At 66.2% G+C, this 15,445-nt stretch carries 14 protein-coding genes; 4 read left to right on the forward strand and 10 right to left on the reverse strand.

The genetic code is table 11. The annotated features are described in order from the left end of the window. Window positions 1–187: 187 nt before the first annotated feature. From QP415_RS01195 to QP415_RS01205, 3 genes are all read right to left on the reverse strand, one after another. On the reverse strand, window positions 188–1,210 hold the full coding sequence (locus QP415_RS01195; RefSeq protein ID WP_016461812.1) for a hypothetical protein: 1,023 nt from the start codon (window positions 1,208–1,210) through the stop codon (window positions 188–190). An 18-nt stretch (window positions 1,211–1,228) separates the two neighbouring features. After that, complete coding sequence (locus tag QP415_RS01200) at window positions 1,229–2,167, reverse strand: GNAT family N-acetyltransferase (protein WP_083940096.1); 939 nt, start codon at window positions 2,165–2,167, stop codon at window positions 1,229–1,231. A gap of 186 nt (window positions 2,168–2,353) precedes the next feature. Beyond that, entirely contained in the window at window positions 2,354–4,474 is a 2,121-nt protein-coding gene (locus QP415_RS01205) for a DNA gyrase/topoisomerase IV subunit B (protein WP_285098089.1), read from the reverse strand. A gap of 236 nt (window positions 4,475–4,710) precedes the next feature. On the opposite strand from QP415_RS01205, the gene QP415_RS01210 reads away from it, so the two are divergent. Together QP415_RS01210 and QP415_RS01215 are read left to right on the forward strand one after the other, a co-directional pair. Then, a complete protein-coding gene (locus QP415_RS01210; RefSeq protein WP_048677632.1) occupies window positions 4,711–4,926 on the forward strand; it encodes a DUF7455 domain-containing protein in 216 nt (71 codons plus the stop codon). A gap of 393 nt (window positions 4,927–5,319) precedes the next feature. Further along, complete coding sequence (locus QP415_RS01215; RefSeq protein WP_016461816.1) at window positions 5,320–5,493, forward strand: hypothetical protein; 174 nt, start codon at window positions 5,320–5,322, stop codon at window positions 5,491–5,493. Here QP415_RS01215 and QP415_RS01220 read toward each other — a convergent pair. The 7 genes from QP415_RS01220 to QP415_RS01250 form a co-directional block, all read right to left on the reverse strand. Beyond that, complete coding sequence (locus QP415_RS01220) at window positions 5,473–5,634, reverse strand: hypothetical protein (protein WP_016461817.1); 162 nt, start codon at window positions 5,632–5,634, stop codon at window positions 5,473–5,475. The genes QP415_RS01215 and QP415_RS01220 overlap by 21 nt on opposite strands. A 102-nt stretch (window positions 5,635–5,736) precedes the next feature. Continuing rightward, a complete protein-coding gene (gene smc, locus QP415_RS01225) occupies window positions 5,737–9,324 on the reverse strand; it encodes a chromosome segregation protein SMC (RefSeq protein WP_285098091.1) in 3,588 nt (1,195 codons plus the stop codon). Window positions 9,325–9,344: 20 nt separating this feature from the next. After that, entirely contained in the window at window positions 9,345–9,815 is a 471-nt protein-coding gene (ndk, locus tag QP415_RS01230; RefSeq protein ID WP_285098093.1) for a nucleoside-diphosphate kinase, read from the reverse strand. Next, complete coding sequence (gene dhaM, locus QP415_RS01235; RefSeq protein WP_048677628.1) at window positions 9,812–10,570, reverse strand: dihydroxyacetone kinase phosphoryl donor subunit DhaM; 759 nt, start codon at window positions 10,568–10,570, stop codon at window positions 9,812–9,814. The genes ndk and dhaM overlap by 4 nt, the downstream gene beginning before the upstream one ends. After that, window positions 10,567–11,208 (reverse strand): dihydroxyacetone kinase subunit DhaL, encoded by a 642-nt coding sequence (dhaL, locus tag QP415_RS01240; RefSeq protein WP_048677626.1) that lies wholly within the window; start codon window positions 11,206–11,208, stop codon window positions 10,567–10,569. Before dhaL ends, dhaM begins: the two co-directional genes overlap by 4 nt. 28 nt (window positions 11,209–11,236) lie before the next feature. Then, window positions 11,237–12,229 carry a dihydroxyacetone kinase subunit DhaK gene (dhaK, locus tag QP415_RS01245; protein WP_016461822.1) on the reverse strand — a complete coding sequence of 331 codons (993 nt, stop codon included), beginning with the start codon at window positions 12,227–12,229 and terminating at the stop codon, window positions 11,237–11,239. 120 nt (window positions 12,230–12,349) lie between these two features. Beyond that, the gene (locus tag QP415_RS01250) at window positions 12,350–14,017 is read right to left on the reverse strand and encodes a bifunctional folylpolyglutamate synthase/dihydrofolate synthase (protein WP_285098097.1); all 1,668 of its coding nucleotides are present in this window, start codon (window positions 14,015–14,017) and stop codon (window positions 12,350–12,352) included. A gap of 234 nt (window positions 14,018–14,251) precedes the next feature. Here QP415_RS01250 and QP415_RS01255 point away from each other — a divergent pair, with 234 nt between their 5' ends. Next, window positions 14,252–14,611, forward strand: a complete 360-nt coding sequence (locus QP415_RS01255) for a 50S ribosomal protein L7/L12 (RefSeq protein ID WP_065422124.1) — start codon at window positions 14,252–14,254, stop codon at window positions 14,609–14,611. 286 nt (window positions 14,612–14,897) lie between these two features. Beyond that, window positions 14,898–15,323: a hypothetical protein gene (locus QP415_RS01260; RefSeq protein WP_048677621.1), complete on the forward strand. Its 426-nt coding sequence runs from the start codon at window positions 14,898–14,900 to the stop codon at window positions 15,321–15,323. The last annotated feature ends 122 nt before the right edge of the window (window positions 15,324–15,445 follow it).

A 15,445-nucleotide genomic window follows, 5' to 3' on the forward strand; every position in this document is an offset into this window, starting at 1 on the left:
GTGGCGCCGAGGCCGTTCCTGCCTCTGACGCGAGCCTATGAATTCAATTGGTCGGACAATTAGGACCTAGGTAGCGATTACACGAAAAGCCCTGACCTGTCGCGCACGAATGCGTCCGCAAGAAAGAAAAAAGTAACGACGCTTACACAAGAAGATATGAGGAAATATCCACCATGTGAAACGACAATCAAATTTCAATCGCGTACAGCCTCGTCTGGCCCACCGTGCGGAAGCCCAGATAGTCATAAATGGCGAGGGCACCCGTATGATTCGCTGACCCCACGCCCGTCGCCGCGCGGTCCATTCCATCGCGTTTCTGCGCCCTCATCGAGGCGAGGATCAGTGCATCCGCAACGCGGCTCTCACGCCACTGAGACAGAACCCCCAACTGGTCGATATACCCCTCGCGCCAACCGAGAGCCGCCCAGTCCTGTTCGTAGCGGGAAGCTAGGAGGAACCCTGCGACGCGCGGTCGATCACCGGTGCGGTCAACAGCAACAAACGACCATTCTGGGGCAAAAGCCGTGCGCCCCTGCATCCACTGCTCCTGCGTGAGCGGGGGACGCCCCCACTCGAACTCGTTGAGACGGTTCGCCGCACGTAGGGCGGGTTCCTCCCACTGGGGATCCCAGGCCTCGACACTCATGTACGAACCGAGATCGGGCAGCTGCGGCAGCCCCTCAAGCGACGCGCGCAGTTCGTAGTAGGTGCGTGTCCAACGGAATCCGTGGACTTTCAGCTGCGCTTCGAGATCATCCTGTCCGGTCTCGACGTGGCAGGTGATCTGTGCGGGACCGTCCCCCTCGACCCCAGCCAGCATCTGGCGCGCGGTTCCCTCCTGCCAGTCCACGATCGCATTACCGAGGCCAATGCGGCGGAAGTCGGGATCCACTCCCCCGACGCACACGCACTCCACACGCCCCGGGAAACGCAAGACGACCTGCGCGAAAGCAACGATGCGCCCTGCCGCGATTCCTCTACGCGCAATACCAACCAGGCCACGCCACTGCGAGGCACTCGAGAGCATCTCTTCGACCTCGTCCGGGCTCGTGCGATACGGCGGGTTATCACGAGCCTCCATGCGAGCAAACAGGGCAGCAAGACCCGTGTGGTGGGCAAGCGTCAGCTCCTCCCACTCAATCCCATGATGCTCGCCCGGGAAGGGGACGAACTCGGGGGCATTTGCTCGCTGTGCGAGAGGAATGCTCATGCTCGCCTCCTTCCGGCTCTACTGGTCGATCGTGTAATAAACCTCGGCGGCCTCATCAACGAAGCCAAGGTGTTCGTAGATATTATGCGCGCCGTCGGGACTTGACATATCGACATCCAGGCCGATCCGGCTCACTCCCGAGGCCGACGCTGCGGCGACCGTGTGCCCAACGAGAGCTGTCGCCACGGAACGGCCACGGTGAGCCTCAGCAACGCCCAGCAGGTAGATGTACGCCTCCGGCCGACCCGTGGCCACCCAGCGCTGCGCGGGACGACCAGTGATCGCGTAGCCGACCACTTCACCCTCGGAGTCGACAGCGACGAAGGACCACCGCGGATCGAAGTGATTCATGGCGTCATCCCACCACAGAGCACGCAGCGGTGAACGGAACGCCTGCTGGAAAGCCTCCATGTGGATCGCACGGATCTGCTCCTGCGGAACCTGCGTCCACGGCAGGACGCGGTAGCCGTGGCGCGGCTGCGGGGCGACCTCACCACCGGCAAGGTCGCGGTACATGACCTGGTACGTGCGCTTGGCAAAGAAACCGGCAGCGATGTAGAGACGGCGACGGTCGGTCATGTGCGCGTCGACGAGGTTCGAGATGGACACCGGGACCTCGGACTCGGCGCCGAATGCCTCGACGAGCATCTGGCGAGCGCGTCCGTCCTGCCAGTACAGCAGGGCTCGGCCCACGCCTCGGCCACGCCAGTGCGGGTGGATGTATGCGCTCACGATGGCGGTCGCAGCCTCGTGGATGCCGCGTAGCACGCGCACGGATGCTACCGCGCAAATGTTTCGCTTCGCATCGAGGCCGACGATCGTGTCGACCCAGTCGCGTCCGTTCTCGCCCTCCATCATGTCCGCGATATCGTCGACGGACGTGCGCCGGATGGCGTTATCGTCGTCTTCGATCAGGGAGATGAGTGCATACACGGCGGGCGCGTCGCGGCCGATCAGGGGCCGCCAGCGCAACCCGAGGTGATTGCCCGGGTACGGGACGGACCCGGGCGGCGTGAGGCGCTGCGCAAGTCCTGTCATGCGTAACATCCTACCGGCTGATAGGGCCTTTAGTCACACTGGGACCTGACATATGACCAACAGGCCTGAACGTTTGTGCAATGAATCAGCGCTTTCCGCTTCGCGTCACGCGTCAATACGCGTGCGATCCAGCCCCGCAGACTCCTCGACGATGAACTCCTTACGAGGGCCCACGGTCGACCCCATGAGCAGTTCAAACACGTCCTCAGCCTGACGCAGGGCCTCCTCGTCGGCCAACGTGATACGACGCAGCGAGCGATGCGCCCGGTCCATCGTCGTCTCCGCCAGCTGGTCGGCGTCCATCTCACCCAGGCCCTTGTAACGCTGGATGGGCTCCTTCCAAGTGCGCCCCGAGCGACGCAGAGAGGCAAGCTTGCGATGCAGCTCGTCCTCAGAGTACGTGTAAATGTACTCGCGCTTCTTGCGCCCCTTGCCCGCGACCTCGATGCGGTGCAGGGGCGGGACGGCGGCGTAGATGCGGCCAGCCTCGACCATGGGACGCATGTAGCGGAAGAACAAGGTCAGCAGCAGGGTACGGATGTGCGCGCCGTCGACGTCGGCGTCGGTCATGAGAATGACTTTGCCGTATCGAGCCTGCGACAGGTCGAAGGTGCGACCCGAGCCCGCGCCGATCACCTGGATGATGTTGGCGCACTCGGCGTTGGCCAGCATGTCCGCGGTCGAGGCCTTCTGCACGTTGAGGATCTTGCCTCGAATCGGGAAGAGGGCCTGGTACTGAGAATTACGCGCAGCCTTGGCCGTGCCCAGGGCGGAGTCGCCCTCGACGATGAAGAGCTCGGTCTCCTCGACGTCCTCGAGTCGGCAGTCCGCGAGCTTAGCGGGCAGGGACGAGGTCTCGAGCGCGTTCTTCTTGCGCGAGATCTCCTTGTGGATGCGCGCGGAGACGCGGGCCTTCATCTCGCCAACGACCTTCTCCATGAGGAGGGAGGTCTGCTGCTTGTCATCGCGCTTGGAGGACGCAAACTTGGCCTTCAGCCAGTCCGAGACCACGCGGTTGACGACGGTGCGAATCTGGGGCGTGCCCAGCGTTTCCTTCGTCTGGCCCTCGAACTGAGGCTCGGGGAAACGCACGGTGATGACGGCGGTCATGCCGGCCTGGACGTCATCCTTCTCGGGGCGCCCGTCCTTCGCGCCGACCTTCAGCTTGCGCGCATTCTTGTCGATCGCGGCGCGCAGCGTCTTGAGGACAGCCTGCTCGAAGCCGGTGACGTGGGTGCCGCCCTTGGGGGTGGCGATGATGTTAACGAAAGACTGGACGGTCGTGTCGTAGCCGATGCCCCAGCGCAGCGCGATGTCGACCTCGCAGGTGCGCTCGACCTCGGTGGCGCGCAGGTGCCCGGTCTCGGAGTCCAGGGCCTGCACGGTCTCGTTGTAGGTGCCCTCGCCCGTGATATGCCACGTGTCGGTGACGGGGCCGTCGGAGGCCAGCCAGTTCGCGAAGTCGACGACGCCGCCGTCGAAGCGGAAGCTCTCGTGGAGTTCCTCTTCGCCGCGCTCGTCGTAGCAGTTGATGGTCAGGCCGGGCACGAGGAACGCGGTCTGGCGGGCGCGCGCCAGCAGGTTTTCCCAGGAGAAGCCCTCGGTCGACGGGAAGATCTGGAAGTCCGCCCAGAAGCGCACGCGCGTGCCGGTCTGGGATTTCTTCACCTTGCCGACCGTCTTGAGGGTCGAGCCGTCCACGAAGGGCGTGAAGGGCGAGTTGGGAGTGCGCTGCTTCGAGTCGTCAAATTCGCCGGGCTCGCCGCGGCGGAAGCACATCTCGTGGGTCTTACCGCCACGGTCGACCTGCACGTCGAGACGGGCCGACAGGGCGTTCACGACGGAGGCTCCGACGCCGTGGAGGCCGCCCGAGGCCGCGTAGGAGCCGCCGCCGAACTTACCGCCGGCGTGGAGCTTGGTGTAGACGACCTCGACGCCCGTCAGACCCTGTCCGGGCACGATGTCGACGGGGATGCCTCGGCCGTTGTCTGCGACGGAGGCAGAGTGGTCAGGGTGCAGGCGCACGTCGATCGTGTCGCAGTGACCTTCCAGGGCCTCGTCGACCGCGTTGTCGATGATCTCCCAGAGGCAGTGCATGAGGCCCCGGTGGTCGGTCGAGCCGATGTACATGCCGGGGCGCTTGCGCACGGCTTCGAGCCCCTCGAGGACCGAGAGGTGCCGTGCGTTGTAGTCGGATGCGTCGGTAGGAGTCACGAGGTGCATCATATGTGGGTCAACGCTCGTTTGTGGCCAACGGTGCGCGTGGCGCGGGTTCTGGGACGCTTTCCACGATTGACGAGGCCGGGGCCAGGTCGCCCTCGTGGGTGGCGTTTCGGGGCGTGTTGGCGGTTGCTTCGGGAGGGTTTGCATTCTCCCGTTTCATTGTGTCGGCGTATGGGCTCTCGATTGCGCCCCGGGTGAACAGGGGTGCGCGGCGCGGGGTGATGGTGTGTGATGGAAGCATGAACGCACAGACTCTTGAACGCCCCGTACTGGACGAGCCGCAGCTGACCGCGGCGAATCGTTGCGACGCCTGCGGCGCTCGCGCCTGGGTTCGTGCGACGATGCCTTCGGGTGGCCAGCTGTACTTCTGCGGCCACCACGCAAATGAACACCTGCCCTCACTGGTGGGCGGCGGCGCGCAGATCCTGGACGAGCGTCATTTCATGAACGACTGAGAGCGAGCCTCCCGCAGCGGCGGGACGCACGGCTGTGAGGCGCGGGCGGGGACCGACGGGGTCCCCGCCCGCGTTTTCATACTCGAACCGCCGTTGCTCCACCCGGCGGGTCAACGTGCGCATGAGTGAGCCTGCGCTCCGCCGAATACGCCCACTCTCTTGGATAGGAAACGCAGTTCTGGATAGGAAACGCAGTTCTGGATAGGAAACGCAGATCTGGATAGCTTATTAACCTATCCAGATGCTCATAACCTATCCAGAAGGCCGCATCCTATCCAGATCAACAATCAGCAATCCCGGCAACAATCTCACTCCACGACGAACGACACTACGTAGCCTCGACAAAGCCGGTTGAACGAACGACCAACAACGTGCAGACAAGCCCACCCCTACATGCGCATCGGCGATCAGCTTGAGCTGGTCGCGAAGCTCAAGGGCCAGAAGGACAAGGCCGCGCGTCAGGCCGAGGTTCGTGCCCTCATGGTGACGCATGATCGCTCGATCCTCCCCTACGTGGGCACTATCTACGAGCTCACGCACGGCACGCTAACGAAGATCGAAGCCTGAGAGCGTCGGGCGCACCGGGAGAACCTTCCACGCTCCGTCGCATTCGCCCGCTTCGAAGCGCTGCGCATCTGCTTCAAGATCGGCGTCGGTAACAGTGATTCCTCCAGCAAGGCGGTAGGTTTCTTCTGGTTTCGTGCTCATTGCCTCTCCTCTCAGGTCCAAATATTTCTGTCATCATTTTCTGTGAAGGCGCGGCCATTGCGACCAGATGCAACGGCTCCATCCGCGCGAGAACGCTGCCCCCTAGTCCGCCAGACGCTGGGACACCACCGTCGTGACGCCGTCGCGCATGGTGACGCCGTAGAGGGCGTCCGCGATCTCCATCGTGCGCTTCTGGTGGGTGATGACGATCAGCTGCGAGGTCTCCTGCAGCTCCTTGAAGATGGCGAGCAGGCGCGTCAGGTTCATGTCGTCCAGGGCGGCCTCAACCTCGTCCATGACGTAGAACGGGGACGGACGCGCCTTGAAGATCGCGACCAGGAACGCGATCGCGGCCAGGGAACGCTCGCCGCCCGAGAGCAGGGACAGGCGCTTGACCTTCTTGCCCGCGGGCCGGGCCTCGATCTCGATGCCCGTCGAAAGCATGTCATCCGGGTCGGTGAGCACCAGGTCGCCCTGGCCGCCCGGGAACAGCACGCCGAACACGTGCTCGAACTGCTCGCGCGTCTCGGCGAAGGCCGACGCGAAGGCCTCCTCCACCAGGCGATCCACGTCCTGCACAATGCGCAGCAGGTCCGCTTTCGATGCCTTGAGGTCTTGGACCTGGTCCACGAGGAACTTGTGCCGCGAGGCCAGCGCCTCGTGCTCCTCGAGCGCCAGCGGGTTCACGCGCCCCAGCTTCTCCAAGTCCTTCAGCGCCTTGGCGAGCGCGCGTTCCTGCTCAGCGCGCACATACGCGCTCGGCTCGACAGCCGCGGCCTTCTCGACCTGATCGGGGTCGAGCGGCAGCATCGGCACCAGCATCTGCGGCCCGAACTCGGCGAGCAGCTGCTCGGGCTCGAGGGACAGCTCCTCCAGGGCGCGCCGCTGCAGATCCTCGACGCGCAGGCGAGTCTGCTCGGCCGCAATCTGCCCCTGGTGGGCCGAGGCCGTGGCCTCCGACAGCTCCGCACTCAGTCGGTCTAGGGCGCGGCGTGCGTCCGAGACCTCCTGCGAGACCTGGGTGCGGCGCTCGCTCAGGCGGTCGCGCTCCGCGGCAGCCTGAGCCAGGGCGCGCTCAGCAGCCTCAAGGGCCACGCGGGCGGCAGCTTCCACGTCCGAGGCCGTGGCCAGCTCCGTTCGTCGCGCGGCCTCGCGCCGGGCGTAGCGGGCGCGCTCCTCGCGCTCAGCGGCGGCAGCCTGGCGCAGGGAGCGGGCGCGGGATGCGGCGCGCCGTGATTGTTCTTCGAGGGCACGCAGGCTCAGGCGCGCCTCGTTTTCGGCCTCGCGTGCCTCGCGCGCGGCGCGGGAGGCGGCGTCCGCGCGGGCCTGAGCGTCTTCGAGGGACTCGGGCGGGCCGACGGTGTCGGCACCGTCGAGGCGCGCGCGTGCGGCCACATCCTGCTCACGGGCCCACGTGACCTGCTCGTCGGCGCGGCGAGCCACATCGTGGGCGCGCTCGGCCTCGGCTCGGGCTGCCTGCGCGGCCGACTGGGCGCGGGCCAGCTCCTGGGCTTCCTTGGCGCGCTGTGCGTCTTCCTCGCGCAGCGCCTTCAGGGCGTCGTTTGCCTCGCGGATGCAGCGGTCCAGGTGTGCGTTTGCCTCGCTGAGCTGCTCGGAGACCTCGGCCATGCGGGCCTGCGCGGCCTCGGCCTGCGCGCACGCCTCCTCGTAGTCAGCGCGCACGGACAGTACGGAGGACGCCTGGCGGCCCCCCTCCACCGACCAGGAGCGCAGCACGTCGCCGCCCGACGTGACGACGGCGCGCACGCCGAGCACATCGAGCACAGCCGCGGCGGTCTCAAGCGAGCAGGCGACAACCCCATCCAGCAGAGAGGCCAGCGGCGCGGCGGCCCCCTCGCAGGCGACGACGTCGGCGAGCCACGTCGCGCCCTCGGGCAGCTCGGCGCGGGCGCCACCGCCGGTCCTATCCGCAGGATCGTCGGAAGAACCTGAAGAATCAGATGCCACGACCAACCGCAGCGAGCGCCCGGCCGCGCGGGCAGCGTCCAGCTCGCCCAGGCCTCGGGCCAAGGAGTCGACGACGACGGCGTCAGCGAAGGGAGCCAGCGCGGCGGCGACGGCGTCTTCGAAACCGGGTGTGACGTGTAGGAGGGGCGCGACCTGGCCGAGCACACCGGGGCGTCCCAGCAGCTCGGCGGTGCCGTCCTCGGGGGCGAGCAGCTGCTCAAGCGCGTCGCGGCGGGCCTCCCAGCGCGCGCGGTCAGCGCGGGCCTCGCGTTCGACGCCGAGCAGCTCGTCCACGCGGGCGCGCGCGGCGTCGCGGCGGGCAGAGGCCTCGGCGTGTGCGCGGGCCGCTCCCCCGTCGTCTTCTTCCTCGGATGAGGCTCCCTCAGCGCCAGAAGCGTCCACGTCAACGGTTCCAACAGACGACGCAGGCACGGCCCTCTCGGCGGCCTCGGCGCGCTCCTGAGCCGCGCGGTATGCGCCCCACGCGCGGTCGGCCTCGGCGATCGCTGCCTCCAGGCGAGACGCGGCGGTGGACGCGTCTCCGGTCAGGCGCGCGACTTTCTCGCGGTGATCGGCAATGACGCGGTTGACGCGGGCGAGCTCGCGGGACGCGGAATCGTCGGCGTCCTCGGCGGCCTCGCGCGCGCGAGTCGCGGACGTCAGGGCACTGCGCGCCTCTTCGACGTGAGCGACCAGCGCAGCGTCCTCGGCACCGGCGACGCGGGCGCGCTCGTCGAGGACGTCGGGATCCTCGCCGCCCGGGGGCAGCTCGGGGGTCGCACGCAGGGAAACCTTCTGGGTCGCGGCCATCAGCGTGCCACGCAGGCGCTCGGTGATCGTAGTCAGGGACTGCCAGTCGGAGGACGCCTGGTCGAGCGCAGGCGAGGACGCGCGCTCCGCATCCTCCAGACGCGAAAGCTCAGCGCGCGCTGCGGCTATCTGCTCCTCGAGCGAAGCCCGGCGCTCGGCCGCAGACTCATCCGATGCCTCGAGCACCGATAGCTTGGAAAGCGCAGAGGACAGGTCATCGGCGAGCAGGCGGGCCTTCGCGTCGCGCACGCGCGCCTGAATGAGGGAGGCGCGCCGGGCCACCCGCGCCTGGCGGGCCAGGGGCCCCAGCTGGCGGTGAATCTCGTTCGTCAGGTCCAGGACGCGCACGAGGTTCGCGTCCATGTCGGCCAGCTTCTTGAGCGCGCGCTCCTTACGCCGGCGATGCTTGAGGACTCCCGCGGCCTCTTCGATGAAGCCGCGACGCTCCTCGGGCGTGGAGGACAGGATCGCATCGAGCTGCCCCTGGCCGACGATGACGTGCATCTGACGGCCCATGCCCGTGTCAGACAGGAGCTCTTGGACATCCAGCAAGCGCGCCGGAGTCCCGTTAATGGAGTACTCGGAGCCTCCCCCGCGAAACAGGGTGCGGCTGATCGTCACCTCGGAATACTCGATGTCGAGCAGCCCGTCGGTGTTGTCGATCGTCAGGTCCACCTGGGCGCGCCCCAACGCCGCGCGCCCAGATGTCCCCGCGAAAATCACGTCCGCCATTTGCCCGCCACGTAGAGCGCGAGCACCCTGCTCGCCCATGACCCAGGCGAGCGCGTCGACGACGTTCGATTTACCCGACCCGTTGGGGCCGACGACGCACGTAATGCCCGGCTGAAGGGCAAGCGTGGTCGCACTGGCGAAGGACTTAAAGCCCCGCAGCGTCAGGTTTTTGAGGTACACCCTTGCAGGTTAGCCGTGACTCAGTAAATCTCCGGGAACCACAGGGAGATTTCGCGCGTTGCGTTGTCCACAGAGTCCGAACCGTGAATCAGGTTCTCCATGTGGGGGCTGTTCCATGCGCGACCAAGGTCGCCACGGATCGTGCCCGCGGGAGCCGTCGTCGGGTCGGTCGAGCCCATGAGGACGCGCATGCCCTCAACGACGCGTTGGCCTTCGACGATGATGGCGACAACCGGGCCGGAGCTCATGAACTCCAGGAGGCCCTCGAAGAAGGGCTTGTCCTTGTGGTCGGCGTAGTGCTCGGCAAGCAGTTCGCGGGAGGCGACCATGAGCTTGAGGCCCTTGATCGTGTAACCCTTGGCCTCGATGCGGCGCAGGATCTCACCGGTCAGGCCGCGGGCGTAGCCGTCGGGCTTGACGACGATGAGGGTGTGCTCGAGGGTGGGGTCGAGAAGGTGCTGGGGCTCCAGCAGAACACTCTTAGCGCTCACATTGTCTCCTTTGATTCTGGCGGTTGCGGTGTTGCGCTTTCAAGCATATCTGTCAGCGCTGCCACCGCGGCTGTGGCATCTGCCCCATTGGCCTCGATGTGGACGCTCTGACCTTGGGTGATCCCCAGAGCCATGAGCTCGAGGACTGACCCGCCATCCGCCCCGTTGACAGTGACCTCAGCGTCGAAGGTGCCCGCCAGGCGCACGAAGGCAGCGGCCGGGCGTGCGTGCAGTCCGACGGGGTCCGCGACGACCGCGTCCCCTTGCGCCCACAGTGACGAGGCCGTGGCCCCTCCCGCTCCCCCGCTCGGCTGCGCGGGAGCGGGGCTGGGTGCCTCCTGGGCGGGTACGTCGTCCACGCGGGGGGCCAGCGCGGCTGCAACGTCGGCGACCTGGTCGAGATCTTCGCCGAGCTGGGCGCGCACGGAGGATGCGACGGCCCCTTCGACGAGGCAGGTGTCGACGAAGCGAATACGTTCGGGCTCGTCGCTCATGTCGATGACGGATTCGACGGTCATCGTGGCCGAGCCCAGGTCGGTCAGGACGATGACGCCGCTGCCGTCCCCGTCCACGGCCGCAAGGGCTGCCTCGAGTGCTGCCTCCACGCGGTCGTAGGACGTGCCGATGCGGCCGTCGTCCGTGCCTCCGGCAGCCTCGAAGTGAACGTCGGGGGCCATCTGGGTGGCGAGCTCGCACACGCCGGAGGCCAGGGAGGCAGAGTGAGAGACGATCACATAAGAGACGCGCACGCTCATGCTGCGCCGCCCTCGCCCGCCGCGCGCGCGGCGGCTCGCAGGATGAGGGAGGTGGAGACGGCGCCCGGGTCGAGGTGGCCGATGGAGCGTTCTCCCAGGTAGGAGGCGCGTCCCTTCGTGGCCCGCATCGGCTCGGTGGAGGCTGCGCCGGCCTCGGCGGCGGTGGCGGCTGCCTCGAAGACGGCGGCCGCGTCGCTACCGGACTCAGCGGCTGCGCGGGCTGCCTCGAGCGCGGGTGTCCACGCGTCCACCATGGTCTTTTCGCCCGTGGTGGCCTTGCCGCGCGCCTGAATCCCTTCGAGCGCGCCCGCGATCACTGCGGCAGCGCCGACGCCGTCCAGCTCGCCGTCACCGGCGGCCTTCGATGCGCGCAGGAACGCGGTCCCGTACAGGGGCCCGGCGGCGCCGCCGACCGTGGACATGAGCGTCTTGGCGACGGTCTTGAGCACCTCAGCGACGCTGCCCGGCTGGGCCTGACTCAGCGCCTCGAGCGCGGCCTTGAAGCCGCGATCCATGTTCTCGCCGTGGTCGCCGTCCCCGATGGCTCGGTCCAGGTCCACCAGATAGTCGCGCTGCTCGGCGATATCTGCCGCCGCCAGCTCGATCCACCGCTGTGCCCACGCTGCATCTAGGCTCATTGTGATTCTCCTTGTCCTGCCTCGTTGCTTACTTCCAGGCGACCGTGTTCACGGGTGCGTCGAAGAGCTCGAGGAGCTCGTCGTCGGCGCGCATGAGGGTCACGGAGACGCCGGGCATCTCCAGGCTGGTAACGTAGTTGCCGACCATCTGGCGAGCAATCTCGATGCCGTCTTTCTTCAGGAGGGCGGCGAGTGCTCGGAAGCAGATGTAGAGCTCGGAAATGGGGGTGCCACCCATGCCGTTGACCAGGGCGACGACGCGCTCACCTTCGCTCAGGCCGAGATCTTCGCGCACCCGCTCGTAGAGCTCGGCGATGAGAGCGTCGGCGCTTTCCATCGCACCGCGGCGGTATCCGGGCTCACCGTGGATACCGATGCCCAGCTCAATCTCATCCTCGCCCAGCTCGAAGGAGGGCTTACCAGCATGGGGCACCGTGCAGGGCCCCAGGGCCAGGCCCATAGAGCGAGTCTGATCGTTGACCTTGGTTGCGATCCGCGTGACTTCCTCGAGGGAGTCTCCGCGCTCTGCCGCGGCGCCCGCGATCTTCTCCACGAAGATGGTGCCGGCGACGCCACGGCGACCCGCCGTGTAGAGGGAATCCTCGACGGCCACATCATCGTTGACAACGACCGTGGAAACCTTGATGTCCTCCATGTCGGCCAGCTCGGCGGCGGTCTCAAAGTTGAGGACGTCGCCCGTGTAGTTCTTGACGATGTGCAGGACGCCCGCGCCGTGATCGGCGGCCTTCGTGGCCTCCAGAATCGGGTCAGGGGTGGGCGAGGTGAAAACCGCGCCGGGTACGGCCGCGTCCAGCATGCCTTCACCGACGAAACCCGCATGCAGGGGCTCGTGTCCGGATCCACCACCGGAGACGAGGCCGACCTTGCCCTCGGCCTTGGGGGCGCGCCGGGTCACGAAATCCGGCGAATAGTGGACATCGACGAGGTCAGGGTGGGCGAGGGCGAAACCTTCGAGGGTTTCGCGAACGACGGCGTGAACATCATTGACGAGCTTCTTCATGGTGCCTCCTTGCGACATTGCTCATCTGTACTTGTACGCATGATCAATCGTGCCACCATCGAGCACGATTTCCCAACCGTGGCGGCCGCCACGATGCGGCCGCCACGGTTGGATGACATCCTAGCGCGGAGAGTGGCCAGCGAGGGCCAGCATTTCGCCAGCCAGCATGACCGAGCCAAACACGAGAACTCCGCTGCGATCTGCGGGCTCGGCCCCGGCCTCGGCAATCTCCGCTGCACGATCGACCGCGTCGGCGAGCGACTCGCGCACATCTACCCGATCGGGACCGAAGACCTCCCCTGCGATCTCAGCCAAGCGCGCAACATCTGCGGCACGCTCTCCCGGCATCTGGGTCACGACAAGGTGATCGATGAACGGTTCGACCTCGGACAGGACACCCTCGACGTCCTTGTCTCCCATCGCCGCATACACGCCCGCGATCCGCGCGAAGGCGAAGGAGGATTCCACGGCCTCGCGCAGGGTGGCCGCACCCGCGGGATTGTGCGCGGCGTCCACGATGATCGTGGGCGAATGACGCACGACCTGCATGCGACCCGGGCTAGAAGCGTTCATGAGACCCTGCTCGACGATGCGGCCGTCCAGACCGCGCCCGCCCATGAAGGCCTCGACGGCCACGAGCGCCGCTGCGGCGTTATGCGCCTGATACTGCCCGAACAGCGGGACAAACACGTCCTCGTAGACCGCGGAGGGCGTGCGGATGGTAACCATCTGTCCGCCCACGCCCATCTGACGATCCACGACCTCGAAGTCACGGCCCTCGACGCGCGCGATCGCGTCGACAGCGTGCGCCTGCTCGAGGAGGATGTCGAAGACTTCCTCCTCCTGCTTCATAATGACGACGACCTGGCCGGGCTTGATGATGCCTGCCTTCTCGTGGGCAATCTCCTCAATGGTGGAGCCGAGCCACTTCGTGTGATCCAGGGCGATCGGCGTGATGACGGAGACGCCTGCGTCGATGACGTTCGTAGCGTCCCAGCGCCCGCCCATGCCAACCTCGACGACGGCCGCATCAACCGGGTAGTCAGCGAAGGCCGCGTACGCCATGATCGTGAAGACCTCGAAGAAGGACAGGCGCGGGCCACCCTCTTCCTGGCTGCGCTCGTCGACCATGCCGACATACGGGGCAATATCCTCCCAGGCGCGCACGAAGCCCTCACGCGTGATCGGGTGGCCTTCCAGCGAGATGCGTTCGCGCACGTCGAGCAGGTGCGGGCTCGTGAAGCGGCCCGTCTTCATGCCAAAAGCACTCAGCAGAGAGTCGATCATGCGCGACGTGGACGTCTTGCCGTTCGTGCCCGTGATGTGGATCGACGGGTAGGAGTTCTGCGGGTCGCCGAGGATGTCCAGGGCGAGCTTGACGCGGTCAAGGGTGGGGTCGATGTCGTGCTCGGGGGCGCGTGCGACGATGGACTGGTAGATCTCCTGCACGCGAGCGTCGAGGGCGACCTCATCCTCGGCCTTAGCCAACGCGGCCTCGTGGGAGGCGCGCTCGTCACGTGCCTCCGCCGCGTCATCGGCGAAGTCCTCGTCCACCTCGCCCTCGATCTCGGCGAGGACCGAGGGGTCGGGGCCCAGCAGCAGTGAGTTCTCGACGAGGGCGCGCAGTGCGGCCTCGCGTTCGCTCTCCTCAGCCTGAGGGTCGACGCTCTCCCCCGCCTCCGTGTCTTCGACTTCGTCGGCCGCTTCCAGGTACGGGATCAGGTCGGCCGGGATGCCGCCCTGCTCGTCGTGGGTGGGGTCTTGTCCAAAGAACGATTCGCCTGCCATGTTTCCTCCGCTACTCACAGTGTCTTCGCTATTTTACCGGGCTGGGTCGCGCGGGCGGCTTGTTCCGCCGGTCACGGCGCGTTTTAGCAATTCTGGATTCATCGACGAGGCCGGGGCTCCTCGCGCGCATCACCTCCCCTCGCGCTCTGAGCGCATCGCGAGCGGAAGGCCCCTTGCCCACCGCACGCGGATAGGATTGTTTCCGCCAAGGTATTTCTCTCAAGGAGGCAACACGTGGGTAAGTGGTTTGGTCAGGCATCCGAAATCGAGGAGCTACGCGCTGAGAACCGCCAGCTGAAGGAACAGGTCGCGAACCTCGAGGCGCGACTGCGCGCCGCTTACGCGGACGCTGGGGTCACGGCTCTCGCCGGGTCCTCCTCCCCCACGTTCGAGGCAGCAGCCCCCACCCCGGCTCCTGCTACCTCTTCCCCGGCCTCAGCCTCGCTCCCGGAACTGAACGCGGTGGAGATCCAGCTGATCGCCGACGGCAGGATGATCAACGCCGTCAAGAACTACAAGGACCGCACCGGCCTCGACCTGAAGACGGCGAAGGCGGCAATCGACGCGGCCCGCGGAGGGCTGGCACATAGGTGACCTTTCCCGGTGACGCTCGCTCATGCGGATAGGTTGTGCGTTTGCGGATAGGTTATGCAGATACGGATAGGTTATTAACCTATCCACATGCTCGTAACCTATCCGCGTGCTTATAACCTATCCGCGTAAGGACGCCCACTACTGACGCGCATGACGCGATGGTGTCCTTTCACCAATAGCGACAAGTACGGGGCCGCTCGCGTCTATCACTTGTCCTCGCACTCGGCCAACCAACCACTCTGATAGGATGCCGATCACATATACATCATCGACGACAGGACGCGCCATGCTTCTGATCGGCTTCACCGAAGAACCCGGCTGGATTCGCTCCACCTTTAATCTCACCTACCGCGTCTCGTGGGAGACCCTGCTCAAGGGCGTACGCGGTGTCTACCCCTACATGCGCGACGTCTCCCAAAACGCCGACAATCCCGAGATTCTGGTCGACGACGAAATCATCCAGATCTCCTCCCCCGACGAGATCCTCGCCATCCCCGAGGCCGGTTCCATCACCATTCGCGGCTTCGTTCCCGTCATCAAGACGGCCGCCATGCTGGTGTTCCACAACCAGGTGTCCTTCGTCAACGTCGCGGTAGGCCGCGTCGGCGAAGAATACCAGAACACCGACTACGAAAAGTTCAATAAGTCGCTGGGCCAGTTCATGGACTCCATCGAGATCATGATGCACTTGACGCCCAAGGAAGACAGCTGAAGCCACTGATCCGCGTCATGGCGGAGGATATCGTGTCCTCCACACTCGCGGAAAGCGACTGGGGCCGGGAGATTTACCTCCCGGCCCCAGCCTATGCAGGTGGGCGGGCCGCGCTTTCGCGC

This window comes from Pauljensenia sp. UMB3104 (genome assembly GCF_030217285.1).
In the GTDB taxonomy this organism is placed as follows: domain Bacteria; phylum Actinomycetota; class Actinomycetes; order Actinomycetales; family Actinomycetaceae; genus Pauljensenia.

What these genes read in the sequence shown, in the direction of transcription:
- QP415_RS01195 (WP_016461812.1), bottom strand. Translation starts at nt 1,210, where the DNA reads ATGAGCATTCCTCTCGCACAGCGAGCAAATGCCCCCGAGTTCGTCCCC.
- QP415_RS01205 (WP_285098089.1), bottom strand. Translation starts at nt 4,474, where the DNA reads ATGATGCACCTCGTGACTCCTACCGACGCATCCGACTACAACGCACGG.
- QP415_RS01210 (WP_048677632.1), top strand. Translation starts at nt 4,711, where the DNA reads ATGAACGCACAGACTCTTGAACGCCCCGTACTGGACGAGCCGCAGCTG.
- QP415_RS01215 (WP_016461816.1), top strand. Translation starts at nt 5,320, where the DNA reads ATGCGCATCGGCGATCAGCTTGAGCTGGTCGCGAAGCTCAAGGGCCAG.
- QP415_RS01220 (WP_016461817.1), bottom strand. Translation starts at nt 5,634, where the DNA reads ATGAGCACGAAACCAGAAGAAACCTACCGCCTTGCTGGAGGAATCACT.
- dhaM (WP_048677628.1), bottom strand. Translation starts at nt 10,570, where the DNA reads ATGAGCGTGCGCGTCTCTTATGTGATCGTCTCTCACTCTGCCTCCCTG.
- dhaL (WP_048677626.1), bottom strand. Translation starts at nt 11,208, where the DNA reads ATGAGCCTAGATGCAGCGTGGGCACAGCGGTGGATCGAGCTGGCGGCG.
- dhaK (WP_016461822.1), bottom strand. Translation starts at nt 12,229, where the DNA reads ATGAAGAAGCTCGTCAATGATGTTCACGCCGTCGTTCGCGAAACCCTC.
- QP415_RS01250 (WP_285098097.1), bottom strand. Translation starts at nt 14,017, where the DNA reads ATGGCAGGCGAATCGTTCTTTGGACAAGACCCCACCCACGACGAGCAG.
- QP415_RS01260 (WP_048677621.1), top strand. Translation starts at nt 14,898, where the DNA reads ATGCTTCTGATCGGCTTCACCGAAGAACCCGGCTGGATTCGCTCCACC.